21 protein-coding genes are annotated in these 22,192 nt (G+C 67.7%); 11 read left to right on the forward strand and 10 right to left on the reverse strand.

The window, feature by feature from the left end; all coding sequences use genetic code 11:
- Window positions 1-8 precede the first annotated feature (8 nt).
- From ACP7BH_RS11640 to ACP7BH_RS11685, 10 genes are all read right to left on the reverse strand, one after another.
- Window positions 9-809 carry a DUF4198 domain-containing protein gene (locus ACP7BH_RS11640; protein WP_425985377.1) on the reverse strand — a complete coding sequence of 267 codons (801 nt, stop codon included), beginning with the start codon at window positions 807-809 and terminating at the stop codon, window positions 9-11.
- 11 nt (window positions 810-820) lie between these two features.
- Entirely contained in the window at window positions 821-1,333 is a 513-nt protein-coding gene (locus tag ACP7BH_RS11645) for a DUF2271 domain-containing protein (protein WP_135193661.1), read from the reverse strand.
- A gap of 11 nt (window positions 1,334-1,344) precedes the next feature.
- The gene (locus tag ACP7BH_RS11650) at window positions 1,345-2,022 is read right to left on the reverse strand and encodes a PepSY-associated TM helix domain-containing protein (protein WP_425985378.1); all 678 of its coding nucleotides are present in this window, start codon (window positions 2,020-2,022) and stop codon (window positions 1,345-1,347) included.
- A 67-nt stretch (window positions 2,023-2,089) separates the two neighbouring features.
- The gene (locus tag ACP7BH_RS11655) at window positions 2,090-2,776 is read right to left on the reverse strand and encodes a Fe2+-dependent dioxygenase (RefSeq protein ID WP_425985380.1); all 687 of its coding nucleotides are present in this window, start codon (window positions 2,774-2,776) and stop codon (window positions 2,090-2,092) included.
- 77 nt (window positions 2,777-2,853) lie between these two features.
- Complete coding sequence (locus ACP7BH_RS11660; RefSeq protein WP_425985382.1) at window positions 2,854-5,223, reverse strand: TonB-dependent receptor; 2,370 nt, start codon at window positions 5,221-5,223, stop codon at window positions 2,854-2,856.
- A gap of 96 nt (window positions 5,224-5,319) precedes the next feature.
- Complete coding sequence (locus ACP7BH_RS11665) at window positions 5,320-6,105, reverse strand: peptidase (RefSeq protein ID WP_425985383.1); 786 nt, start codon at window positions 6,103-6,105, stop codon at window positions 5,320-5,322.
- 64 nt (window positions 6,106-6,169) lie between these two features.
- A complete protein-coding gene (locus ACP7BH_RS11670; RefSeq protein WP_409713971.1) occupies window positions 6,170-7,009 on the reverse strand; it encodes a transglutaminase family protein in 840 nt (279 codons plus the stop codon).
- Between the two features lies 1 nt (window position 7,010).
- Window positions 7,011-7,949, reverse strand: coding sequence for an alpha-E domain-containing protein (locus ACP7BH_RS11675; RefSeq protein WP_135193667.1), 939 nt, complete (start codon window positions 7,947-7,949; stop codon window positions 7,011-7,013).
- A complete protein-coding gene (locus tag ACP7BH_RS11680; protein WP_409713974.1) occupies window positions 7,949-9,370 on the reverse strand; it encodes a circularly permuted type 2 ATP-grasp protein in 1,422 nt (473 codons plus the stop codon). The genes ACP7BH_RS11675 and ACP7BH_RS11680 overlap by 1 nt, the downstream gene beginning before the upstream one ends.
- Window positions 9,371-9,622: 252 nt before the next feature.
- Window positions 9,623-10,828, reverse strand: a complete 1,206-nt coding sequence (locus ACP7BH_RS11685) for an NAD(P)/FAD-dependent oxidoreductase (protein ID WP_425985385.1) — start codon at window positions 10,826-10,828, stop codon at window positions 9,623-9,625.
- Window positions 10,829-11,022: 194 nt separating this feature from the next.
- Here ACP7BH_RS11685 and ACP7BH_RS11690 point away from each other — a divergent pair, with 194 nt between their 5' ends.
- The 11 genes from ACP7BH_RS11690 (at window position 11,023) to edd (ending at window position 22,162) form a co-directional block, all read left to right on the forward strand.
- The gene (locus ACP7BH_RS11690) at window positions 11,023-11,313 is read left to right on the forward strand and encodes a YerC/YecD family TrpR-related protein (RefSeq protein WP_425985387.1); all 291 of its coding nucleotides are present in this window, start codon (window positions 11,023-11,025) and stop codon (window positions 11,311-11,313) included.
- 10 nt (window positions 11,314-11,323) lie between these two features.
- On the forward strand, window positions 11,324-12,205 hold the full coding sequence (gene hisG / locus ACP7BH_RS11695; protein ID WP_425985389.1) for an ATP phosphoribosyltransferase: 882 nt from the start codon (window positions 11,324-11,326) through the stop codon (window positions 12,203-12,205).
- Window positions 12,205-13,512, forward strand: a complete 1,308-nt coding sequence (hisD, locus tag ACP7BH_RS11700; protein ID WP_425985391.1) for a histidinol dehydrogenase — start codon at window positions 12,205-12,207, stop codon at window positions 13,510-13,512. Before hisG ends, hisD begins: the two co-directional genes overlap by 1 nt.
- On the forward strand, window positions 13,509-14,933 hold the full coding sequence (gene hisB, locus ACP7BH_RS11705; RefSeq protein ID WP_425985393.1) for an imidazoleglycerol-phosphate dehydratase HisB: 1,425 nt from the start codon (window positions 13,509-13,511) through the stop codon (window positions 14,931-14,933). Before hisD ends, hisB begins: the two co-directional genes overlap by 4 nt.
- 166 nt (window positions 14,934-15,099) lie before the next feature.
- Complete coding sequence (hisH, locus tag ACP7BH_RS11710) at window positions 15,100-15,699, forward strand: imidazole glycerol phosphate synthase subunit HisH (protein ID WP_425985395.1); 600 nt, start codon at window positions 15,100-15,102, stop codon at window positions 15,697-15,699.
- The gene (gene hisA, locus ACP7BH_RS11715) at window positions 15,693-16,430 is read left to right on the forward strand and encodes a 1-(5-phosphoribosyl)-5-[(5-phosphoribosylamino)methylideneamino]imidazole-4-carboxamide isomerase (protein WP_425985397.1); all 738 of its coding nucleotides are present in this window, start codon (window positions 15,693-15,695) and stop codon (window positions 16,428-16,430) included. The genes hisH and hisA overlap by 7 nt, the downstream gene beginning before the upstream one ends.
- Window positions 16,427-17,194 carry an imidazole glycerol phosphate synthase subunit HisF gene (hisF, locus tag ACP7BH_RS11720; RefSeq protein WP_425985399.1) on the forward strand — a complete coding sequence of 256 codons (768 nt, stop codon included), beginning with the start codon at window positions 16,427-16,429 and terminating at the stop codon, window positions 17,192-17,194. Before hisA ends, hisF begins: the two co-directional genes overlap by 4 nt.
- The gene (gene hisIE / locus ACP7BH_RS11725) at window positions 17,191-17,817 is read left to right on the forward strand and encodes a bifunctional phosphoribosyl-AMP cyclohydrolase/phosphoribosyl-ATP diphosphatase HisIE (RefSeq protein ID WP_425985401.1); all 627 of its coding nucleotides are present in this window, start codon (window positions 17,191-17,193) and stop codon (window positions 17,815-17,817) included. The genes hisF and hisIE overlap by 4 nt, the downstream gene beginning before the upstream one ends.
- A gap of 48 nt (window positions 17,818-17,865) precedes the next feature.
- Window positions 17,866-19,338: a glucose-6-phosphate dehydrogenase gene (gene zwf / locus ACP7BH_RS11730; RefSeq protein WP_425985403.1), complete on the forward strand. Its 1,473-nt coding sequence runs from the start codon at window positions 17,866-17,868 to the stop codon at window positions 19,336-19,338.
- 222 nt (window positions 19,339-19,560) lie between these two features.
- Window positions 19,561-20,271, forward strand: a complete 711-nt coding sequence (gene pgl, locus ACP7BH_RS11735; protein ID WP_425985405.1) for a 6-phosphogluconolactonase — start codon at window positions 19,561-19,563, stop codon at window positions 20,269-20,271.
- Between the two features lies 1 nt (window position 20,272).
- The gene (gene edd / locus ACP7BH_RS11740) at window positions 20,273-22,162 is read left to right on the forward strand and encodes a phosphogluconate dehydratase (RefSeq protein WP_425985407.1); all 1,890 of its coding nucleotides are present in this window, start codon (window positions 20,273-20,275) and stop codon (window positions 22,160-22,162) included.
- Window positions 22,163-22,192 lie beyond the last annotated feature (30 nt).

Below are 22,192 nucleotides of genomic sequence, written 5' to 3' on the forward strand. Positions count from 1 at the left end.
CCCTTCGCTTAGGGCAGGACTTCCATCGCCGCCACATAGCTGGCGTTGGAACCGAGCGTTTCGCCCTGACCTTCGGTGCGGACCGAGGCGTTCAGCCAGTACATGCCTGCTTCCGGCCAGGTCACGGTGAAGGCGCCGTCGGCGCCGGTCGTAACGGTCGATTCCTCGGGATTGTCGCGATAGCGCAGGCCGCCGCGCGCCACGGTGACCTCCAGGCCCGACGCCGGCTGGCCGTTGTTCAGCAGCTTGAAGGTTGCGGGCTCGCCGACGACCAGGTCGTTGGGGTGGGTCACGGGAACCAGCTCAAGCCCTTCGCCGGTTGTCTTGAAGACGGTGTCGGTCGGGTTGTTCAGGGTGACGAAGGTCTCGATGCGGCTGGCGGTGCGGGTCGCCTGCACGTCGGTCGCGCCCTGCGGCAGGCCCGCAGGATATTCGGCCGCCGCGCCGCGCCAGCGCTTCTGCTCGCCATTGAGCTTGTAGCTGGCCATGACGCCGCCCATGACATTGGCGATCTTGTAGGTGCCGTTCTGCGTAAGGTGGGCGTCGAAGGTCGAGCGATAGCGGCCCTGCATGGCGTTCTCGGGCTGAACCGCCGAGCCGTCCGGCGCAGTGATGGCCAGGCCGGTCAGGCGCATGGCGGCGTGATCGGGGTTAAACACCTGGTTCGACATGCCGGCGTCGAAACCAACCCAGGCGTCCGTGCCCGACAGGGTCGTGGCGGTCGGCGCCAGCCAGGCGCGGTGAGCCTGGGCGGCCATCGGGGCGGCCAAGGCTGCGGCCAGCGTGAGGAGAGCGATCGTCTTCTTCATGGGTCTGTTCCTTAGCGAGAGACGGCGACGCGCACGGCGCCCAGTTCGGTGGAGCCGGTTCCGGCGCCGGTGTTGGCCGCGCCCCAGCGGAAGGGCACGCGCACGACCTCGCGGCCGCCCAGTTCACGGGCCGCCTCGACGACGATGTTGTACTGACCGGGTTGCAGACCGCGCAGGCGGGCGGCTGGCACGGTGACGGTCTGGCGACCCGGCGCGCGCGTGGCGCCCGAGACGCCGTCGGCCGGCAGGGTCATGGCCCGGCCACCCTTGCGCCACCAGGTGCGCAGGTCTTTCAGCCAGTCCTTGCCGTCGCCCTCGTTGTTGCGGGTCTGTTGGTACCAGATCGCCAGAGTCCGCTCGGCCGACTGGTCCGGCTTCTCGATCCACACGGCGACATAGGGGCGGTGATAGGAGGCGGTGTTCAGGCGCGGAATCTCGACCGACACCGTCAGGTCGGCGGCCATGGCGGGCGCTGCGGCGGCGGCGAGACCGACTGTGGTGATGACGATGGGGAGCAGGCGCATCGGAAAACTCGTCAGTGAATGAAGATCAGGGCGATGACGACGGGGATCAGCAGGCCCAGCGCCGCCAGCGGCCAGGTCGAGGGCCGACCCTTGGCGTGCAGGAACATCAGGCCCAGCCCCGTCAGGGCGAAGATGGTGCAGGCGACGGCGAAGACGTCGATGAACCAGAACCAGACCGAGCCGGCGTTGCGGCCCTTGTGCAGGTCGTTGAGGTAGGCGATCCAGCCACGGGTGGTCTTCTCGTGCAGGGCGGCGCCGTTCGAACGGTCGATGGTCACCCATCCGTCGCCGCCGGGCATGGCCAGGGCGACATAGACCTCTTCCGGCGTCGTCTCGGTCGGCTTGCCGGCGATCTCGACCTTCATCGCCTCGGACGCCCATCGCGCGACGGCGTCGGGGACGGGATCGGTCGTTTCCTGCGGGAAGGCCGCGAGCCGCGCCAGTAGGGGCGCCGGCAGGGTCGCGGTCTGTTCGACCGTGACCGGATTTCCGGGGATCGAGGCCGCGTGGTTCAGGGTGATGCCGGTGACGGCGAACAGGATCATGCCCACCAGGCTGACCGCCGCCGAAATCCAGTGCCAGCTATGGAGCTGCTTCAGCCAGAACGACCGCGCGCCGTTCAGCGCCGCCTTGGGTTTGGGGCCCTTGGCTGCCGTTTCGGCCTGACGCTGTGTGGCGAGTTCGGTCACGCCGTCGCTGTGCCATTGTTGCGAACGGGTTGCAATAGCATTCAGCAGCGCCGCGACACCTTGCGCCTCAGACCTCGGCCCAGCGACGCAGCAGATTGTGATAGACGCCCGTCAGTTCGATCACCGCCTGATCCTTCGGTCCCTTGTCCAGCCCGACCCGCTGGGTGGCGATGTCCAGACGGAACAGCATCTCGCGGTCGGCGTCGTCGCGCACCAGGCTCTGCATCCACATGAAGGACGACACCCGCGCGCCGCGCGTCACCGGCGTGACGCTGTGCAGGCTCTTGGACGGATAAAGCACCAGGTCGCCTGCCGGCAGCTTGATCGACTGCGACCCGTACATCTCCTCGATGATCAGTTCGCCGCCGTCGTAATCCTCGGGCTCGGACAGGAACAGGGTCGCCGACAGGTCGCTGCGGATGCGCAGGGCCCCGCCCCCGCGCGCCTGGCGGATGGCGTTGTCCACATGCAGGCCGAACTCGCCCCCGCCCTCATAGCGATTGAACAGGGGCGGGAAGATCGTGTGCGGCAGGGCCGCCGCCACGAACATTGGATTGGCGTTCAACGCCTGGACGACCAGGGCCGAAACCTCTTTCGCCACCTCCGAATCCTCGGGCAGTTGCAGGTTCTTCTTCGCCGTCGCCGACTGATGGCCCGAGGTGGCGTTGCCGTCCGCCCAGGGACCGGCGTCCAGCCGCGCGCGCAGGGCCTTGACCTCGGCCTTGGAGAAGACTTCCGGGATCTGCAGCAGCACGACGGCCTCGCTCAGAGAAAAGGCAACGGCCCCGCGGGGGATCGCGGGGCCGTCAGGATAGGCTGCGTAGGCGGCCTTTAGAAGCGCAGGTTCAGGGCCAGGATGGCTTGCCGACCCGCCGCCACATCGGCGTGGTGAACGCCATTGGTGCGGATGATGTAGTCCTCGTCCGCGACGTTCTTAACGTTCAACTGAAGCGTCGCCCGATCGGTCAGGTCATAGGTGGCGAAGGCGTCCACACGGGTCCATTCCGGCGCATAGACACGGTTGGCGCCACCGCCTGCGCCGCCCTGGTTCCCGCCCAGCGACTCGGACGTGTAATAGACGCCGCCGCCGATCGTCAGCCTGGGCAGCAGGCGATAGGTGGTGAACAGGCTTGCGCTGTGTTCGGGCGTATTGGCCAGCGGCAGCCCCTGCAGCGGATTGACGCTGGAGACCGGGGGCGTGCCAGACACGACCACGGCCGCCTTGGTCAGTTCGGAGTCCATGTAGGTATAGCCGCCGAACACGGTCCACTCGCGGGTGATATTGCCCGAAACGCCCAGTTCGATGCCCTTGACCTCGACCTCGCCCTCCTGACGGAAGACGTTGGGCTCGACCAGGATCAGCGCATTCTTGCGCGTCAGGTGGAAGGCCGCGGCCGACAGGGCCAGACGGTCGTGGAAGACATTGGCCTTGGCGCCGATCTCGAAGCTTTCGGTGTCTTCGGGGTCCAGGACGACATTGGCGACACCATCGACGGTGCCCGTGCCGCCCGAGGCGTTCTGGTCGCCGGCCGAAATGGTCGGCGGCGTCGAGGAGGTGGACCAGGACGCATAGACGCTGCTGCTCGCCGTCGGCTTGAAGACCAGGCCCGCCTGATAGTTGGTGAACTCCCAGGTCTGTTCCGGCACGGCGGTATAGCCCGCGACGTTCCAAACGCCTGCGGTGGATGATGGAGAACCCAACACGGCGTTCACGCCCTTGACCGAATATTGGTCCCAGCGAACGCCCAGGTTCAGGATCAGACGCTCGTTCAGGGTAATGCTGTCGTTCGCATAGACGCCGACGGCCTCGGTCGTGTTCGAACTGGTCGGGCCGCGATTGATCACGCCAGTCCAGACGTCGTCGGGATTGGGATTATAGACCTGGGTGCAATCTCCCGCGCCCGAAGCGCCGGCGGCGGTCGGATAGGATCCGCTGATGGTCGTCAGGCCTGTCGGGCAGATCGAGCCGGAGGTCGTGTAAGTCGAATAGGTCGCGTTCTTGTTGTGCTCGCGCGACAGTTCGACGCCGACGTCATAGTTGTGTTTGATCGAGCCCGTGGCGAACTGGCCGAAGACGTCCGTCACATTGGCCAGGGTGGTGACCGGGTTCCAGCGGGTCTTGGTCCCCCGCTTCATCCAGTAGGTCCCGTCGGCCGCACGACCGACATAGCCGCCGTCGCCGGGGTTGGTGACGATGTAGTCGTTCAGCGTCCGCGAGAAGCGGCTGACGTTACGGATCGTGGCGAAATCGTTGAGGCGGTGCTCGGCCCGGAAGGTGAAGGTATCCACCTCATTGGTCAGATAGTCGCGCGCCTTGAGGCCGTAGAAGCTGTCGTAAGGCACATCCAGAACGCCGCTGTCGGTCGTGCGCGACTGGATTTTCGTGAACAGCGGAATGCCGTAGTCGGGCATCTGATCGCTGGTGAGATGGTAGTAGCTGAAGACCATCGAGGACGGCGTGCCGAGACCGGCGCCCAGGCTGATGGCGGCGCCCCACTTGTCATAATCGACGGCGTCGCGGCCGGGCACGTCGCCCTGGGCGCCCATCAGATTGATCCGCAGGGCTGCGGTCTCGCCCAGAAGCATGTTCGTATCGACCGTGCCGCGCAAATAGCCGTCCGTGCCGGCGCCGGCGCTGACATTGGTGAAGGCGTTCAGCTTGGGCGACTTGGACCCAAGGTTGATGCTGCCGCCGCCCGAGCCGCGACCCGAATAGACCGCATCCGGTCCCTTGATGACCTCGACCTGCTCCAGGTTGAAGACCTCGCGTTGCTGGCCGCCGGTGTCGCGGATGCCGTCCACGAAGATGTTGTTGCCCGACGACTGGCCCCGGATGAACGGACGGTCGGCCAGCGGCTGGCCGCCCTCGCCCGCTCCGAAGGTAATGCCCGGCGAGTTCGACAGCAGGTCCTGCAGCGACGAGGCCGAGGTCTGTTCGATGATGGCCTGGGGGATGATGGTGACCGAACGCGGCGTGTCGACCAGGGGCGCAACGAACTCCGGGCTGACCGGAGCCGGCTTTTTGATCTGACCGTTCACGTCGATCGTGCCCAGGTTGGCGGGCTGTTGCTGGTCCGCCGTGACGACCACGCCGTCCTCGGCGATCACGTCAGCGGCCAGAGCCGGGGCGGAAACCAGCATGCCGGCGGCGCTGGAGGCGAACAGAAGCGCCCGGAGGGAGGCGGCGCGGGAGTCGGACATAGTCTTGCGACCTTTTGGTCTGATTTTGCGATGCGGTCGCAATAACCAGCTTCAATATGTCGCACAAGGGAAATTGCGAACAAATCGCAATCTTAATCAGCCGACGACGGTCATCGTCCTCGGGGCCGGCGTCTTGTCCAGGTCCAGCCAGGTCGGATCGGGCATGGCCTTGTGAGCGGAGGCCAGGGCCTCGGACCAGCGACGGCCCAGGTCGCGGAAATAGGGATCGTCGACGTCGATGCGCCGCTCCATCCCCGTCAGTTGGTCGCGCGGCATCACGATCAGGTCCAGCGGCGGCCCAACGGCGATGTTCGAACGAATGGTCGAATCGAACGAGATCAGCCCCAGCTTCACCGCCTCCGACAGCGAGGTCGAACTGTGCAGGGCGCGGTCCAGAATGGGCTTGCCATATTTCAGTTCGCCGATCTGCAGATAGGGGGTGTCCGGCCCGCACTCGATGAAGTTGCCCTGACCGTAGATCAGATACAGGCCCATCTTGCCGCCCGCGATCTGGCCGCCCAGCAGCATGGAGGCGTTGACGTTCAGCGCATCGGCCGTCGGCGAGCACGGGGTGTTGATGGTGGCGCGCACCATAGCCATGGCATGGCCTAGGATCTGGGCGGCGCGGAACAGGGTCGGGGCGGTCTCCAGCGTTTCCAGATCGACCGAGTCGGGCAGCTTCACCCCCGCCGCCGCCATGGCCAGCGCCGTCTGGGTCACCGACAGATTGCCCGCCGTCGCCACCGCCAGCAGCCGCTCGCCCGCCGACTTGTAGATGTGCAGCTTGCGGTAGGACGAGATGTTGTCCACGCCCGCATTGGTGCGCGTGTCGGCGATCATCGCCAACCCTTCGTCCACCAGCATGCCTACGCAATAGGTCACTTCGCTCTATCCGCTCCCCGCGTTGCGAATCCGATGACGCTAACAGATTCGCGCGTCATGCCTATCAGGGCCATCCGCGCGACTGCAGTTGTTGTTGGGTCTGTTGCACGGGCCGCACATTCAGGGCGACCGTCAGGGTCTCATGACCCCCTCCATAGCTGGTTCCCCGGATCGGCGTGGCCCCGCGCGCGTCCAGACCGACGGCGACACGGACATAGTGTTCGGTCGGGCTGATGCCGTTGGCCGGATCGAACCCGACCCAGCCCAGGTTCTCGACCCAGGCCTCTGCCCAGGCGTGGGCGGCGTCCTGGTCGTGCTGGCCGTCCTGGCGGCTGAGATGGCCCGAGACATAGCGGGCGGGAACCCCCATCCGGCGCGCCGCCGCGATGAAGATCTGGGCGTGGTCCTGACAGACGCCGCGTTTCTGGGCGAAAGCCTCGGCGGCGGTGTGGCTGGCCGAGGTCGAGCCGACCTCGAACGCCACATCCTGCTTCAGCGCGCCCATCAGGGCGTGCATCCGGCCCAGCGTCGCGCCTTCGGGAATCGAGCGGGCGAAGTCGTCGATGGCGGCATCCGGCTTGGTCATCGGCGTCTCGCGCAGGAAGACGATGGGCGACAGACGCTCGGCCTGGCCTCGCACCACGCCCCCCGTGTTCACCGTCGCCACCTCGCCCGTGACCCGGATGGTCAGGGCGTCGGTCGGCCGCTCTGTATAGAGGCTGTGGACCACATTGCCGAAGGCGTCCTCGCTGCGACGCAGGCGGGCGTCCACGTCGGTCTCGATGCGCCAGTCGCGCACCTGCTGCCCCTCGCACGAGCGCGGCGTCAGTCGCAGCATCTGCACGATGAACCGCGCCGGGCGGGCGTAGGCATAGCGGGTGGAGTGGTCGATCCGGATCCGCATGTCAGACCAGATACTGTTCTTGGACGGCCGCAGCCAGGGCGTTGTTCTGGTTCAGGAAACCCTGAATGTACTCGTGTAGGCCGGACTGGAAGATGTCCTCGATCTTGGCCTCGTTGAACTGGGTCAGCCGATTGGAGGCCAGTCGCTGGGCCGGGCCACGCCGCCCATAGTCGGTCGCCAGCCGCTCCAGATAGCTGACGATCATTCCCTGGCACGACGCCAGCGAACGCGGCATCTGGCGGTTCAGCACCAGCAGATCCGCCACCAGCCAAGGCCGCACGCTCTCGCGGTAAACCCAGCGATAGGCGGTCAGGGCGGAGACCTCGCGCAACAGGGTGGTCCACTGGAAATAGTCCAGCTGTCCGCCCACCCGTTCGCCGGGCGGCAGCAGCAGGTGATACTTCACGTCCAGCAGGCGCGCGGTGTTGTCGGCCCGCTCGATCGCCATCCCCAGCCGCAGGAACCAGTAGGCGTCATTGCGCAGCATGGTCCGCGACGAGGCGCCCTCGACCGCCAGGGACGTCGATTTCACGAAGTCGAGGAAGTTGGTGAAGTCGTCGCGCTTGGTCGGTTCGCCCAGTTCGTTCAGGCCGTTCCAGGCGCCGTTGATCGCCTCCCACAGCTCGATCGTCAGGGCGGTTCGCACCGAGCGCGCATTGGTCCGCGCCTTGGTGATGCAGGCCTTGATCGAGGTCGAGTTGTCGTAGCCGAAGGCCAGATATTCGCGGACCGACTTCTCCGAGATCGTCCGACCCGAGGCGTCGAACCCGCTCTTGACCCCCGACGAGGCGATGGCGCCCGCCCAGGCCGTGACGGTGGCCTGATCCTTGGCCGGCAGGGCGGCCAGGCGAATGGCGGCCTCCAGAATGCGCGCGAGGAAGTCCGCCCGCTCCATATAGCGGCCGGTCCAGTAAAGGCTGTCTGCGGTGCGTGAAAGCATCAGTTGTCCAGCACCCAGGTGTCCTTGGTTCCGCCGCCCTGGCTGGAGTTCACCACCAGCGACCCCTCTTTCAGCGCGACCCGCGTCAGGCCGCCGGGCGCGACGCGCACCCCGGCCGGACTGGACAGGACGAACGGCCGTAGATCGACGTGGCGGGGCGACAAGGCGCCGCCGTTCAGCGTCGGCGCCGTCGACAGGCTCAGCGTCGGCTGGGCGATGAAGTCGTCGGGATCGGCGATCAGCTTGGCGCGGAAGGCCTCGATCTCGGCCTTGGTCGAGGTCGGTCCGACCAGCATGCCATAGCCGCCCGATCCGCCCACTTCCTTGACCACCAGTTCCGGCAGCTTATCCAGCACCTCTTTCAGCGCGTCCGCCTCGCGGCAGCGCCAGGTCGGGACGTTCTGCAGGATCGCATCCTCGCCGGTGAAGAAGCGGATGATCTCGGGCATATAGGTATAGACGGCCTTGTCGTCGGCCACGCCCGTCCCGATCGCATTGGCCAGGGTCACCCGTCCGGCGAAATAGGCCGACATCAACCCAGGCACCCCGACCGTCGAGTTCGGCATGAAGGTCAGCGGATCGATGAAGTCGTCGTCGATGCGGCGATAGATGACGTCGACCCGCTTCGGCCCCTCGGTCGTGCGCATGAAGACCGTGTCGTCGTTGACGAACAGGTCCGTGCCCTGGACCAGCTCGACCCCCAGCTTGTCGGCCAGAAAGCTGTGCTCATAGTAGGCCGAGTTGAACGGTCCCGGCGTCAGGACGACGATGGTCGGATCGGCCCCTGCCCCTGTCGGTGCGGAGGCCTGCAACGACCGCAGCAGCATGTCGGTATAGATTTCGACCGGTCGCACCGCATGTTCCGCGAACAGGTCGGGGAACAGCCGCATCATCATCTCGCGGTTCTCCAGCATGTAGGAGACCCCCGACGGCGTGCGGCAGTTGTCTTCCAGCACGTAGAAACCGTCCTCGCCTGTGCGCACCAGATCGACGCCCGAGATATGGCACCAGACATCGCCCGGCGGCCGGCGGCCCTGCATCTCGGGTCGATAGTGCGGATTGGTCAGGATCAGGTCGGCCGGGACGATGCCCGCCTTGATGCATTCCTGCGCCCCATAGATGTCCTTCAGGAAGGCGTTGATGGCGGTGACCCGCTGCTTCAACCCCTTTTCCAGCCCGCTCCATTCGTCCGCCCCGATGATGCGCGGCACCACGTCGAAGGGGATCAGGCGTTCGTTGGATTCCTCGTCGCCATAGACAGCGAACGTCACGCCCATACGGCGGAAGAACAGCTCCGCCTGGCGCGAGCGCGCCTGCAGCAGATCGGCCGGCGCGTTTTCCAGCCACGCCGCCAGGGTCTTATAGCTGTCGCGGATCGCACCTGATCCGCCGCCGGTCATTTCGTCGAAAGCTCTCGTCATTCGCCCCCGCCGCGTTGAGATCGCAGCTTGAACGTCCCCAAACGAAAAGCGCAACAGTTTTGTTGCACTGCGGCGACGCTCACCTCCCCGTTCGCGAAGGCGAACGGGGAGGACAGGTCGCGCCAGCGACCAGGAGGGGGCGACTCGGTATCTGAATATTTTAGGAGGTCGCCTTCGCCGTCGGAGTCGCCCTGTCCTGACCGCTTCGCGGTCTGTCCTCCCCATGCGCCTTCGCGCATGGGGAGGTGACAATCAGGCCGCCACAGCCTTCATCGAAATCGCCGGATCGGCCAGCTTTTCCAGATGGACCGGCGTCGCCTTCCCGATCAACTGCTTGCCGGCCATGAACTCCGGCGGCGCATTGACCGCCTCGACGCAGACAATCCTGTCGCCGTTCAGGTGAAACACCGCAAAGCCCGACGCCGATGGATCGCCGCGCACCACCTGCCGGTCCGCATCGAACGGCAGGCCGGCGATCTGCAGCTTGAAATCGTACTGATCGGACCAGAACCACGGCACCTCGGGCGTCGGCCCGGCCCGTCCGACGATGGCGGCGGCCGCCTGTTTGGCCTGCTCCAGCGCATTGGGCACGCTCTCCAGCCTATGATGCACCCCGCCATGAACCGGGATCGGCCGGCGCGTCATGTCGCCGACGGCGAAGATGGCCGGATCGCTGGTCCGCGCCTGATCATCCACCACCACCCCATCGTCGCAGCGCAAACCCGCCGACCGCGCCAGGCTTTCGCAGGCCAGGGCGCCGACCCCGACCAGCACCGCATCCGCGCGCACCACTGATCCGCCCGCGAGGGTCACGCCGTCGTGGGCCACGGCGACCACCTCGGCCCCGGTCAGGATCTCGACCCCGTGCGCCCGGTGCTGGGCGGTGAAGAAGGCCGACAGGGTCTCCGACGCCACCCGCGCCAGCACGCGCGGCGCGCGCTCGATCACCACCGCCTCGGCGCCCAGGGCCCGGGCAGAGGCCGCCGCCTCCAAGCCGACATAGCCGCCGCCGACCACCGCCAGCCGCTTGCCCGGCCCCAGCACGGCCTTCAGCCGTTCCGCGTCCTTCAGCGTCCGCAGCTCCAGCAGTTCGGGATGATCCCCGCCCGGCACAGGCAGTTTCCGCGCCGTCGACCCCGTCGCCAGCACCAAAACGTCATAGATCTCGCTCGACCCGTCATGGAAGGCGACCGTCTTCGCCTCCGGATCCACCGACACGGCGACCGTCGAGGGCCGGAAGTCGATGTTCTGCTCGGCGTAGAAGCTCAGCGGCCGCAGCAGCAGGGCCTCCAGATCCGCTTCACCCTTCAGCCAGGCCTTGGACAAGGGCGGCCGTTGATACGGCGGCGCATCCTCCTCGCCCACCAGCACGATCGGCCCCTCATGGCCGTACTGCCGCAGAAACGCCGCGACGGAGCCGCCGGCATGTCCGGCGCCGATGATCAGGATCTTGGTCATGAGAGGGATGTAGAGTGGCGAGTGGCGAGTGGCGAGTGGCGAGTGGCGAGTGGCGAGTGGCGGATCGGTGAAGAGTGCTAGTGAGCAAGAGGTGAGCCAGACAAGTCCCGCTCACTTCTCGCTCACCCCTTGCTCACGCCCAGCTCACTAAACGCCCCTTGACCGTTCCACTGTTACAGCATAGTGGAACGCGCATGACGACCCCGCCCGCCCGCGACGCCCTCCATGACGCCCTGCTGTCGATGCAGACGCGCGCGGAGATCGACGCCTTCCTCGCCGACCTCTGCACCCCGGCGGAACTGCGCGCCTTCACCGAGCGCTGGCAGGTGGCGCGCCTGCTCGACGCCGGCGGCAAATCCTATCGCGAGATCGCGGCCGAGGCTCACGCCAGCCCCACCACCGTCGTCCGCGTCGCCCGTTATCTCAAAGACATGCCGCACCAGGGCTACCGCATCGCCCTGGACCGCCTGAAGAACACGAACTGAGTATCCGAACATGAGCACTGTCCAGGGCCGGCTTCGCATCGCCGTCCAGAAATCCGGCCGTCTGGCCGACCGCAGCCTCGACCTGATCCGCGACGCGGGTCTGAAATGGGTCAAGGGCCACAACGACCTGCTGTATCGGGTCGAGAACTATCCGATCGATCTGCTGCGCGTCCGCGACGACGACATCCCCACCTTCGTGGCCGACGGCGTCTGCGACCTGGGGATCGTCGGCGAGAATGTGCTGGAGGAAGGCCGCAACGGCGGCGCCAATGCGTCTGTCGTCATGCCCTTGGGCTTCGGCCGCTGCACCCTGAAGATCGCCACCCCTCCGACCCTGGCCTATGACGGCCCGGCCTCGCTGGACGGGCTGCGTATCGCCACGTCGTATCCGAAGATCCTGCGCCGCTTCCTGGACGAGCGTGGGGTCAAGGCCGAGATCGTCGTCATGCGCGGCGCCGTCGAGGTGGCGCCCCGGCTGAAGCTGGCCGCCGCAATCTGCGACCTGGTCTCGACCGGCGCGACGCTGGAGGCCAACGGCCTGGGCGCCGAGGACACGGTGCTGGAAAGCCAGGCCGTCCTGATCCAGTCCCCGGTCGCCCCTGAGCCCGGCCTGCAGCACCTTCTGGACAGCGTCATCGAGCGGATGTCCGGCGTCGTGTCCTCGCAAGGCGCCAAATACGTCATGCTGAACGCGCCGCGCGCCTCGCTGGACCAGATCACCGCCATCCTGCCCGGCGCCGGCTCGCCCACCGTCATGCCCCTGATGGGCCGCGACGACGCCGTCGCCGTCCACGCCGTCTGCCAGGAGGCCGTCTTCTGGGAGACGCTGGAGAAGCTGAAGGCCGCCGGCGCCTCGGCCATCCTGGTCCTGCCCATCGAGAAAATGATGTGATGAAGCTGATCGACTGGTCTTCCCTCGACGCCGCCGGCAAGACGGCGGCCCTCGCTCGCCCGGCCCAGCGCACGGCCGGCGACGTAACCGACGTGGTCCGCGCCATCCTGGACGACGTGCGCCAGCGGGGCGGCGCGGCCGTCACCGACTGGTGCCTGAAGCTGGACAAGGCGCCGCCCCGCCGCATCGCCATCACGCCTGAGGCTGTGGCCGAGGCGCGCAACGCCCTGGCCCCCGGCGACGTCCGCGCCCTGCGCATGGCGGCCGAGAATGTCCGCGTCTTCCACCAGGCGACCAAGCCGGAAGACACCCCCTTCATCGAGACCACCCCCGGCGTGCGCTCCAAACTGGCCTGGCGTCCCATCGCCTCGGCCGGTCTCTACATCCCCGGCGGCACCGCCCCCCTGTTCTCGTCCCTGCTGATGCTGGCTATCCCGGCCGGCGTCGCGGGCGTGGGCCAGCGCGTCGCCGTCACCCCGCCCGACAAGAACGGCGGCGTCCACCCCGCCATGATCCTGGCCGCCGCCGAGGCGGGTCTCGACGCCATCTGGCTGATGGGCGGCGCCCAAGCCATCGCCGCCCTGACCTTCGGTGTCGAGCTGGAGGACGGAACTATCCCCGCCTGTGACAAGCTGTTCGGTCCCGGCAACGCCTATGTCGCCGAGGCCAAGAAACAGGCCTCCGCCCTCCCCGGCGGTCCCGCCGTCGACATGCCCGCCGGCCCGTCCGAACTGATGGTCATCGTCGACCGCGACGCCGCCCCCGAGATCGCCGCCGCCGACCTGCTCAGCCAGGCCGAGCACGACGCCGACGCCCAGGTCATCCTGGTCTCCACCAGCCGCGCCACCATCGACTACATCCTGTCGGAGGTTGAGACCCAGGTCGCGACCCTTCCGCGCGAAGCCATCGCCCGCGCCTCGCTGAACGAGGCCCGCGCCATCCTGGTCCGCGATCTCGACGCCGCCGCAGAGGTCGCTAACCTCTATGGCCCCGAACACCTGGCGATCCAGATCGACGACCCCGAGCCCCTGGTGGACTCCATCAAGGCCGCCGGCGCCGTCTTCGTCGGGCGTTTCGCGGCCGAGACCCTGGGCGACTACGCCGCCGGCCCCAGCCACGTCCTGCCGACCGACGGCGGCGCCCGCACCCTGGGCGGCGTCACCACCGCCAGCTTCATGACCACCATGTCGGTCCAACTGGTCTCCGAGGCCGGCGCCCGCGCCCTGGCCCCCATCGCCGCCCGCCTGGCCCGGATGGAGGGCCTGGAAGCCCACGCCCGCGCCGCCGATCTGAGGGCCGAAGGATGACCCTGCCCGCCCCCTATCCCCCGCTGGTCTCCGGCGGCGAGGGCCTGGACCGCTATCCCGGCGAGCCTGCCGACCTCGCCGCCCGCATGGCCGCGATCTACGCCGTGCCCGCCGACCAGGTCCTGCCGGTGCGCGGCCTGACCCACGGGCTGGAGCTGGCCTATCGCCTCGCCGCCCGCGACGGCGGTTCGGTCGAGGCGCCCAAGGCCGAGCCCTATGACAGTCTCGCCGCCATCTATCCGGCCAAGGGCGAACCCGCAGTCGTGGTCATCCGCGCCCTCGGCTCGCCCGAGGCCGTCGCCGAAATGGCCGCCCGCGTCGCCCCCGCCCTGCTGGTGGTGGACGAGGGCCTGATCGAGTTCTCCGACAGCGTCTCCGCCGCCACCGTCGTCGCCGATCAGCCGAACCTGGTCGTGCTGCGCAGCCTGTCCCTGGCCTATGGTTTAGCTGGCGCCCGCGTCGGCGCCGCCATCGCCCAGGCCCCGACCCTGGCCCGCCTGGCCTCGGTGCTCGAGCCCTACGCCCTGCCCGAACCCCTGTTGCGGTTGGCGCAACAGGCGCTGGACCCGTCGCGGATGATCGAGACCGCCGAGCGGATCGCCTCGGTCCGACGCGAGCGCGAGCGGATCACCCGCGAACTGGGCCGCCAGATGCCGGTCGAGCCCGGCGTCGGCCCCATCGTCATGGCCCGCCCGGAAGACCCCGCCGCCGCCCTGGCCGCACTGACGACCTATGGCGTCGCGGCCGACCTGTCCGGCGAGCGCCTGCGCCTGCCGGTCTCGATCAAGCCCGAGGTCAACGACCGGCTGCTGGCCGCCTTCGGCCTGACGCCCGCCAAGCGCCGCCCGGCCCGCGTCGGCCAGGCCGTGCGCGATACGAAAGAGACCCGCATCGTCTGCGCCGTCGATCTGGACGCCCCCGGCCCCATCAAGATCGAGACCGGCGTCGGCTTCTTCGACCATATGCTGGAGCAGATCGCGGCCCACGGCGGCTTCTCCCTGCGCCTCCAGTGCGAGGGCGACCTGCACACCGACCCCCACCACACGATTGAGGACAGCGCCATCGCCCTGGGCCAGGCGCTGAAACAGGCGCTGGGCGAAAGGAAGGGCATCGCCCGCTACGGCTTCGTCCTGCCGATGGACGAGGCCAACGCCACCGTCTCCATCGACCTGTCCGGTCGTCCCTATCCTCTGTTCGAGGGCACGTTCGACACCCCCTTCATCGGCGACTACCGCACCGACCTGACGGCCCACGTCTTCCGCTCGCTGGCCGAGGCCATGGGCGCCGCCGTCCACATCTCGGTCACGGGCCAGGACGACCACCACAAGACCGAGGCCGTCTACAAGGCCTTCGGTCGCGCCCTGCGCCAGGCCATCCGGGTCGAGGGCGATGCGGTGCCGTCCACCAAGGGGGTGCTGTGATGAGCGCACGCGCATTCCTTTTCCCCTTGGGGGAGAAGGTGGGCCCGAAGGGCTCGGATGAGGGGGCTCTGTCCGCCCCACTGACGGCAAGAGTGGGTCTGCATCCGGCAGCCCCCTCATCCGTCTCGCTCCGCGAGCCACCTTCTCCCCCGAGGGGAGAAGGCTGATGGAAGTCGCCGTCATCGCCTATGGCGCCGGCAACGTCGCCTCGGTCCAGTTCGCGCTGGAACGGCTGGGCGCCACCGTGCGCCTGACCGACGATCCCGCTGTGATCGCAGAGGCCGAACGGGTCATCCTGCCCGGCGTCGGCGCCGCCGGCTACGCCATGAGCCGCCTGTCCGAACTGGGCCTGATCGAGCCGATCCGCGCCTTCCCCCGCCCCCTGCTGGGCGTGTGCCTGGGCCAGCAACTGCTGTTCGTAACCAGCCAAGAGGGCGAGGGCGTCGATCTGCTGGGCTTCATCCCCGGCGCCGTGTCCCGGCTCGAGCCGGCGGGCGCCCTGCCCGTGCCGCACATGGGCTGGAGCCGCCTGACGCGCGACCATGACGACCCGCTGCTGGACGGGGTCGCCGACGGGGCCTACGCCTATTTCGTCCACGGCTTCGTCTGTCCCGACGGCCCAGCGACCCTGGCCCGCGCCGACTATGGCGGCGCCGTTCCGGCCATGGTGCGATCCGCAAACCGCTGGGGCTGCCAGTTTCACCCCGAACGCTCGGCCGAGGCCGGGGCGACCATCCTCAAGAACTTCCTGGGCATCTCATGCTGATCTATCCCGCCATCGACCTGAAGGACGGCGTCTGCGTGCGCCTGATGCACGGCAAGTTCGACCAGGTGACCCAGTATGACGAACAACCGGCCGCCCGGCTGACCGCCTTCACGACCGAGGGCGCGCAGTGGATCCACATCGTCGATCTGGACGGCGCCGAGGCGGGCGAGGCGCGTCAGCACGGCCTGATCGGCGAACTGACCCAGGCCATCGACGTCAAGATCCAGTCGGGCGGCGGGGTCCGCGGCGCCAATGACGTGGCCAAGCTGCTGGACGCGGGCGTGTCGCGCGTCGTCGTCGGCTCCCTGGCCGTGACCCAGCCCAACGACGTCGCCGCCTGGCTCAAGGGCTTCGGCGTCGAACACATCACCCTGGCCCTGGACGTCAAGATCGAGAATGGCGTGCCCGTCCCGGCCCTGAAAGGCTGGACTCAGTCGTCGGGCGTGACCCTGTGGGAGGCGCTGGATCGCTATCCCAAGGGGACGGCCAAACACCTGCTGGTCACGGACGTCGGCCGCGACGGCGCAATGACCGGCCCGAACCTGGACCTGTTGGCGGAAATCCGTCAGCGCCGTCCTGACCTGGTGCTCCAGGCCTCGGGCGGGGTCTCGTCGCTGGACGACATCGCGGCGGTCAAGGCCCTGGGCTGTCACGGGGTCATCGTCGGCCGCGCCCTCTACGAAGGCCGCTTCACCCTACCCGAAGCCATCGCAGCGGCCAAGCGGTCGTGACAGCGCGGCGCATCATCCCCTGCCTGGACGTCAAGGACGGCCGGGTGGTCAAGGGCGTGAAGTTCGTCGGCCATACCGATATGGGCGACGCGGCGGAGCTGGCCGCCCGCTATCGCGATGCGGGTGCCGACGAGCTGGTCTTCTACGACATCACCGCCAGTCCCGAGGGCCGAACCCTGGACTATGGCTGGATCAAGGACATCGCCCGGCTGCTGGACATCCCCTTCTGCGTCGCCGGCGGCATCCGCACCGTCGAACAGGCCGCACGCTGCCTCGACCACGGGGCGGACAAGGTGTCGATCAACTCCCCCGCCCTGGAACGTCCCGAACTGATCGCCGAAATGGCCGCGCGACTTGGTAGCCAGTGTGTCGTCGTCGGCGTCGATAGCCGTCTGGAGGACGGCGAATGGGTGGTCCACAAATACACCGGCGATCCCGACGCCCGCCGCCACGCCGGCAAACGCACGCTGGACTGGCTGGATGAGGCGCAGGGCCTGGGCGCCGGCGAGATCGTGCTGAACTGCATCGACCAGGACGGGGTTCGCAAAGGCTATGACATCGAACAGCTGTCCGCCGCCCGCGCACGCCTGACCATCCCCCTGATCGCCTCGGGCGGCGCCGGCGCGCCCGAGCATTTCAAGGACGTGTTCGAAAAGGCCGACGTTTCCGGCGCACTCGCCGCCAGCGTCTTCCACACCGGCGCCATCGCCATTCCCGACCTCAAGCGATACCTGGCCGACCAAGGCCTGGAGATGCGGATATGACCCTCGACCCCAACACCATCGATTTCGAAAAAGGGAATGGCCTGGTTCCCGTGGTGGTGCAGGACGCCGCCACGCTTCAGGTGCTGACCCTGGCCTATATGGACCGCGCGGCCCTGGACGAGACCCTCGCGTCCGGCGAGGCCACCTTCTTCTCGCGCTCGCGCGGGGGGCGGTGGAGGAAGGGCGAGACCTCGGGCGACCGGCTGCATGTCGTCGGCATAACGCCCGACTGCGACAACGACGCCTTGGTCCTGTCGGTGAACCCGGTCGGCAACGCCTGCCACCTGAACCGGACCAGCTGTTTCGGCGAGGCCGATGCGCCGGGCGTGGGCCGCATCGCCCGGCTGGAGCAGACCATCGCCGTTCGCGCCGCCGCCGATCCGTCCGAAAGCTGGACCGCCAAACTGATCGCCCAGGGGCCCAAACGCATCGCCCAAAAGGTCGGTGAAGAAGGCGTAGAGACCGCTCTGGCCGGCGTCGCAGGCCCGGACGAGGAACTCGCCAGCGAGGCTGCGGATTTGATCTATCACCTGCTCGTTCTTCTCCATGCCCGTAACATGGTGTTTCAGGACGTGCTGGACGTGTTGGCCTCACGCGCGGAAGCGGCCAAAGACAGCGGCTAGGCCGTAAAGGCATGCGTCCCGACAAATGGGATCATCGAGGGACAAGACATGGCGGCTCTCATTCTGTTCGGCGGCGGCGGCGATCTGGCGATGCGCATGCTTCTGCCGTCGCTGTATTTCCTCGAACACGACGGCCTGCTGCCTGAAGGACTGAAGATCATCGGCGCCGCCCGCTCGGAAGAGAGCGCCGACGACTATATCGTCAAGGTGCATGAGGCCGTGAAGGCGCGCGCCGAGGCCGACCAGGCCTGGGACGAAACCAGCTGGTCCAGGATGAAGGCTCGTCTGGACTATCTGGCCGTGGACGCCACCTCGCCCGACAGCCTGAAGCCCCTGAAGGACAAGGTCGGCGACGGCGAGGTCACCTCCTTCCTGGCCGTCTCCCCCTCGCTCTACGCCCGCATCGTCACGGCGATGAAGGCGGCGGGCCTGGCGGACAAGAACTGCCGCATCGTGCTGGAAAAACCGGTCGGGCGCGACCTGAAGTCCTTCCTGGAAATCGACGACGCCGTGGCCCACGCCTTCAGCGAAGACCAGGTGTTCCGTATCGACCATTATCTGGGCAAGGAGACGGTCCAGAACCTGATCGCCCTGCGGTTCGGCAACACGATCTTCGAGCCCCTGTGGAACAACCTGTCCATCGATCACGTCCAGATCACGATCGGCGAGACGGTGGGGGTCGGCGACCGCTGGCCCTACTATGACGAATATGGCGCCCTGCGCGACATGCTGCAGAACCACATGCTGCAGCTGCTGTGTCTGGTGGCGATGGAGCCGCCCAGCGATCTGGACCCGGACTCGGTGCGCAACGAGAAGGTCAAGGTGCTGCGGTCTCTGCGTCCCGTCACGGTGGACGAGGCCGAGCGCGTCACCGTGCGCGGCCAGTATGTGGCGGGCGTCTCAGAGGGCAAGCCGGCCAAGGGCTATGACGAGGAGCGCGGAGCGGATTCCGACACCGAGACCTTCGTCGCCGTGCGCGCCGACATCGACAACTGGCGCTGGGCCGGCGTGCCCTTCTTCATGCGGACCGGCAAGCGCCTGCCCGAGAAGCGCACCGAGATCGTCATCCAGTTCAAGCCGCTGCCCCACTCGATCTTCGACCGCGACGACCGCGGAGAGGTGCAGGCCAACCGCATGATCATCGAGCTGCAGCCCGAGGAAGACATCTCGCTGACGGTGATGAACAAGCGCCCCGGCCTGGATCGCCGGATGCAGCTTCAGCCGATCAAGATGAGCCTGTCGTGGGGTGTCCCAAATTCGGGGGATAGCAAGTCCGCCGCCCCGCCGCGCCGCCGCATCGCCTATGAGCGGCTGCTGTTGGATGCGATGGCGGGAGACTCGACGCTGTTCGTGCGACGCGACGAGGCCGAGCAGGCCTGGAAATGGGTGGATGAGGTGTCCGAAGCCTGGGCCGAATCCGGCCTGAAGCCCGACGACTATGTCGCCGGAACCTGGGGGCCCGACAGCGCCGACATGCTGATGATGCGGACCGGCCGCGACTGGAACACGACCGATGCGTGAAGCTGTTACGTCACCCTCTCCCGCCGGGAGAGGGCTTGAGCCTCCGAGAGCGCAGCGATCGGCAAGGCGAAAGGGTGAGGGTCTCGCTCCTTCATTCGGCGTGAGCCGCGCCCCTCTCCGTGCGACGGCTTACGCCGACGGCGAGACCCGACCCTCATCCGTCCGCTTCGCGGCCACCTTCTCCCAACGTGAGAAGGGATTTGTTCTCGGCGGAGCCGTTCAATGACCCACCCCATCGAAGCCTTCCCCACCGTCGACGCCTGGGCCGAGGCCATCGCCGCGCGACTGGCCGAGACCCTGGGCGCCGCCGTGCGCGACAATGGTCGCGCCCTGTTCGCCGGCCCCGGCGGTTCGACGCCCGCGCCGGTCTATCGCCGTCTCTCCGCGACCGACCTGGACTGGTCCAAGATCGCCGTCACCCTGGTGGACGAGCGCTATGTCCCCGAGACCTCGCCGGAATCGAACGCCCGCCTGATCCGCGACGTGCTGTTGCAGGATAAGGCGGCTACGGCGCGCTTCATCCCGCTCTACACGCCCGAGGTCACGGTGGACCGCGCGGGCATCGTCGCGGCCAAGGCGCTGGCCGATGCGGGCGGTCGTTTCGACGCGGTCCTTCTCGGTATGGGGGAGGATGGCCATATCTGCTCCATGTTCCCCAACAGCCCGACGCTGAAGACCCTGCTGACCCCGACGCTGAATCCCACCGTCCTGGGCGTGCCCCACGGCCGCGACGGCGCCGCGCCGACCATCGAGCGCCTGTCGATCAACCTGGCCTATCTGATGTCGGCGGGGCGCGTGATCCTGGGCCTGAAGGGCGAGGCCAAGCGTCGCGTCTTCGAGGAACAGGCCCAGGGCGATCCCAAGATTCAGCCCATCGCCGCCCTGATCGCCGCAGGCGTCCCCCTCGAAGTTCTGTATACGGAAGACAGCTGACATGACCCTGCACCCCACGGTCGCCGCGGTCACCGCCCGAATCGTCGAGAAGAGCCGCGAGACCCGCGCCGACTATATCCGTCGCATGGACGCCGCCCGTGACAGCGGCACCGGCCGCGCCAAGCTGAGCTGCGCCAACTGGGCCCACGCCTTCGCCGGCCAGACCATCGCCGACAAGCTGACGGCCATGGACGGGTCCAAGCCCAACCTCGGCATAGTCACCGCCTATAACGACATGCTGTCGGCCCACCAGCCGTTCGAGCGCTTCCCCGGCGTGGTGCGCGAGGCCGTGCGTCAGGTCGGCGCCACGGCCCAGGTCGCCGGCGGCACCCCCGCCATGTGCGATGGCGTCACCCAGGGCCGCCCCGGCATGGAGCTGTCGCTGTTCAGCCGCGACGTCATCGCCATGTCCACCGGCGTGGCCCTGACGCACGACGCCTTCGACGCCGCCCTGATGCTGGGCGTCTGCGACAAGATCGTGCCCGGCCTGTTCATGGGGGCCCTGGCCTTCGGCCATCTGCCCGTCGTCTTCGCCCCCGCCGGCCCCATGCCTTCGGGCATTCCGAACGCGGAGAAGGCCCGCGTCCGCGCCGAATATGCGCAGAACAAGGTGGACCGCCACACCCTGCTGGAAAGCGAGATCGGCAGCTATCATTCGCCCGGCACCTGCACCTTCTATGGCACGGCCAATTCCAACCAGATGATGATGGAGCTGGGCGGACTGCACATGCCGTCCACCGCCTTCGTCCATCCCGACACCGGCCTGCGCGACGCCCTGACGGCGGCGGCGGCCAAGCGCGCGGTCGAACTGGCCCGCAGCGGCGAATGCCGCATGGCTGATGTCATCAGCGAAAAATCCATCGTCAACATGATCGTGGCGCTTCTGGCCACCGGCGGTTCGACCAACCACGCCATCCACCTGGTCGCCATGGCGCGGGCGGCGGGTGTGCTGATCGACTGGACCGACATGGACGAACTGTCGTCGGTCACCCCGCTTCTGGCCCGCGTCTATCCCAATGGCTCGGCCGATGTGAACGCCTTCCAGGCCGCCGGCGGCGTCGCCTTCGTGGCTCGCGAACTGGCGCAGGCCGGGCATATCCACTCGGATGTCACCACCATCATGGGTCAGGGCATCGAGGCCTATTTCCAGGAACCGTCGATGGTGGACGGCCAGTTGGTCTGGCGCGACGGGGTCAAGGAAAGCCTCGATCTCGACATCCTGCGCCCCGCCTCAAACCCCTTCGACAAGGAGGGCGGTCTGCGCCTGGTCCAGGGCGACTTGGGCCGCGCGGTCATCAAGATCTCGGCGGTCAAGCCCGAGAACCGCATCGTCGAGGCCCCCGCCGCCGTCTTCGAGACCCAGGAAGACGCGCTGCAAGCCTTCAAGGACGGCAAGCTTTACCGCGACGTCGTGGTGGTCCTGCGCTTCCAGGGGCCCAAGGCCAACGGCATGCCCGAATTGCACAGCCTGTCTCCCGCCCTGTCGATCATCCAGGACAAGGGGTTCAAAGTCGCCTTCGTCACCGACGGCCGCATGTCGGGCGCCAGCGGCAAGACCCCCGCCGCCATTCACATGTCGCCCGAAGCCCTCGCCGGCGGCCCGTTGGCCCATGTGCAGGACGGCGACATCATCCGCTTGGACGCCGAGGCCGGAGTCCTGACCACCGTCGGGATCGCCGACCTGACCGCCCGTCCCCTCGCCGCCCGATCCGCCGCCAACGCCGAGGGCTCTTCCTGGGGCTATGGCCGCGAACTGTTCGGCGCCTTCCGCCATGTGGTCACCACGGCCGAACAGGGGGCGACCGTCTGTTTCGCCGTGCCGACCGGCTCTCGCGGTCATGACGACACGCCGCCCAACCCCAACTTCGTCGACCGGACCGTGGACGCCTGATCCACCGAACCGCGCGCAGGAAACGCCTGA

The sequence above is a fragment of the Brevundimonas sp. TWP2-1 genome (assembly GCF_049897645.1).
Classification (GTDB): Bacteria; Pseudomonadota; Alphaproteobacteria; order Caulobacterales; family Caulobacteraceae; genus Brevundimonas.

Excerpts from the sequence above, each read along its gene's own strand:
- ACP7BH_RS11690 (WP_425985387.1), top strand. The coding sequence starts at position 11,023 with ATGACGACCCCGCCCGCCCGCGACGCCCTCCATGACGCCCTGCTGTCG.
- hisH (WP_425985395.1), top strand. The coding sequence starts at position 15,100 with ATGGAAGTCGCCGTCATCGCCTATGGCGCCGGCAACGTCGCCTCGGTC.
- ACP7BH_RS11685 (WP_425985385.1), bottom strand. The coding sequence starts at position 10,828 with ATGACCAAGATCCTGATCATCGGCGCCGGACATGCCGGCGGCTCCGTC.
- ACP7BH_RS11670 (WP_409713971.1), bottom strand. The coding sequence starts at position 7,009 with ATGCGGATCCGGATCGACCACTCCACCCGCTATGCCTACGCCCGCCCG.
- ACP7BH_RS11660 (WP_425985382.1), bottom strand. The coding sequence starts at position 5,223 with ATGTCCGACTCCCGCGCCGCCTCCCTCCGGGCGCTTCTGTTCGCCTCC.
- hisG (WP_425985389.1), top strand. The coding sequence starts at position 11,324 with ATGAGCACTGTCCAGGGCCGGCTTCGCATCGCCGTCCAGAAATCCGGC.
- ACP7BH_RS11645 (WP_135193661.1), bottom strand. The coding sequence starts at position 1,333 with ATGCGCCTGCTCCCCATCGTCATCACCACAGTCGGTCTCGCCGCCGCC.
- hisA (WP_425985397.1), top strand. The coding sequence starts at position 15,693 with ATGCTGATCTATCCCGCCATCGACCTGAAGGACGGCGTCTGCGTGCGC.
- hisB (WP_425985393.1), top strand. The coding sequence starts at position 13,509 with ATGACCCTGCCCGCCCCCTATCCCCCGCTGGTCTCCGGCGGCGAGGGC.
- hisIE (WP_425985401.1), top strand. The coding sequence starts at position 17,191 with ATGACCCTCGACCCCAACACCATCGATTTCGAAAAAGGGAATGGCCTG.
- hisD (WP_425985391.1), top strand. The coding sequence starts at position 12,205 with ATGAAGCTGATCGACTGGTCTTCCCTCGACGCCGCCGGCAAGACGGCG.
- pgl (WP_425985405.1), top strand. The coding sequence starts at position 19,561 with ATGACCCACCCCATCGAAGCCTTCCCCACCGTCGACGCCTGGGCCGAG.
- ACP7BH_RS11640 (WP_425985377.1), bottom strand. The coding sequence starts at position 809 with ATGAAGAAGACGATCGCTCTCCTCACGCTGGCCGCAGCCTTGGCCGCC.
- edd (WP_425985407.1), top strand. The coding sequence starts at position 20,273 with ATGACCCTGCACCCCACGGTCGCCGCGGTCACCGCCCGAATCGTCGAG.
- zwf (WP_425985403.1), top strand. The coding sequence starts at position 17,866 with ATGGCGGCTCTCATTCTGTTCGGCGGCGGCGGCGATCTGGCGATGCGC.
- ACP7BH_RS11675 (WP_135193667.1), bottom strand. The coding sequence starts at position 7,949 with ATGCTTTCACGCACCGCAGACAGCCTTTACTGGACCGGCCGCTATATG.
- ACP7BH_RS11680 (WP_409713974.1), bottom strand. The coding sequence starts at position 9,370 with ATGACGAGAGCTTTCGACGAAATGACCGGCGGCGGATCAGGTGCGATC.